The sequence below is a fragment of the Phenylobacterium sp. genome (genome assembly GCF_030693805.1).
Classification (GTDB): domain Bacteria; phylum Pseudomonadota; class Alphaproteobacteria; order Caulobacterales; family Caulobacteraceae; genus Phenylobacterium.
In genome coordinates this window covers 1-1,189 of record NZ_JAUXZW010000110.1, presented here as the reverse complement: position 1 = coordinate 1,189, position 1,189 = coordinate 1, and the positions used below count along the sequence as shown (strand labels likewise).

Annotated in this window: 1 protein-coding gene; it reads left to right on the top strand. The window is 67.2% G+C overall.

Going from position 1 to position 1,189, the window contains the following annotated elements; translation table 11 throughout:
• Positions 1–1,189 (top strand): HAMP domain-containing protein (locus Q8M88_RS04755; RefSeq protein WP_305595099.1); only part of this gene is annotated, 1,189 nt, incomplete at both ends.

The following is a 1,189-nucleotide window of genomic DNA, read 5'->3' as shown; positions in this document are numbered from 1 at the left end:
GCGTGGCCGAGTTCGAGGCCAGCCTGGCGCTGTTGCGCGACGGCGATCCGCAGCGCCCGCTGTTCGTGCCCTGGAACGAGGCTTCGCGCGAGCAGTTCGACGCCTTGCAACAGGCTTGGCTGCGCCTGCAGCCGGCCTGGGCAACACCCGTTCAGACCGATGCCACCGCGCTGGTTGCCCAGATCGAGGCCTTTGTGCCCAAAGTGGACAACCTGGTCAGCACCATCGAAAACACCATGGCCCGGCTGACCGCCGTGCTCAACCTGTTCCAGTTCGTGATGATGGCGCTGGCGGTGGCCGCCGCCGTCTTGTCCATCTACATCGGCTACCTGTTCGTCATCCACCCGCTGCAACGCTTGCGCCAGGCCTTGCAGCGTGTGGAGGCGGGCGATTTTTCCACCCGTGTGGCGGTGGACGCCCCCGATGAATTTGGTGAGCTCGCGGCCGGCTTCAACCACATGACACAAACCCTGCAGTCGCTTTACCACGACCTGGAGGGACAGGTGCTGGCCAAGACACGCGACCTGGAGGCCAAACGCGCGCGCCTGGCGGCGCTGTACGAGGTCAGCACCTTTCTGGTGGAGGCCCACACGCTGGAGGAACTGGCCAAGGGCTTTGCGCAAAAGGTGCGGCGGCTCAGCGGCGCCGATGCGGTGGCGGTGCGCTGGTCCGACGAAGCCACCCAGCGCTACCTGATGCTGGCCAGCGACTGCCTGCCCGAAGAACTGGTGGCCGAGGAACGCTGCCTGGAGGCCGGCCTGTGCGCCTGTGGCCAGCCGCAGGCCACGGCGCGCACGCGTGTGATCCCCATCATCCCCTCCGACGACCGCCTGCTGGGCAACTGCGTGAAGGCCGGCTACAGCGCGCTGGTGAGCGTGCCCATCCGCCTGCAGAACCGCATCCTGGGCGAGATCGACCTGTTCTACCGCCACGAAACCACGCTGCGCGAGGACGACCGCGCCTTGTACGATGCCCTGGCCGGCCACCTGGCCAACGCCATCGAGAACCTGCGCACCGACGCGCTGGTGCGCGAGGCGGCCGTGAGCGAGGAGCGCACCATGCTCGCGCGCGAGCTGCACGACTCCATCGCGCAGTCGCTGGCTTTTCTGAAGATCCAGATCAGCCTGCTGCGCTCGGCCGTGGCACGTGGCGACATCCAGGCCCAGCAACCCATCATCGACGAGCTCGA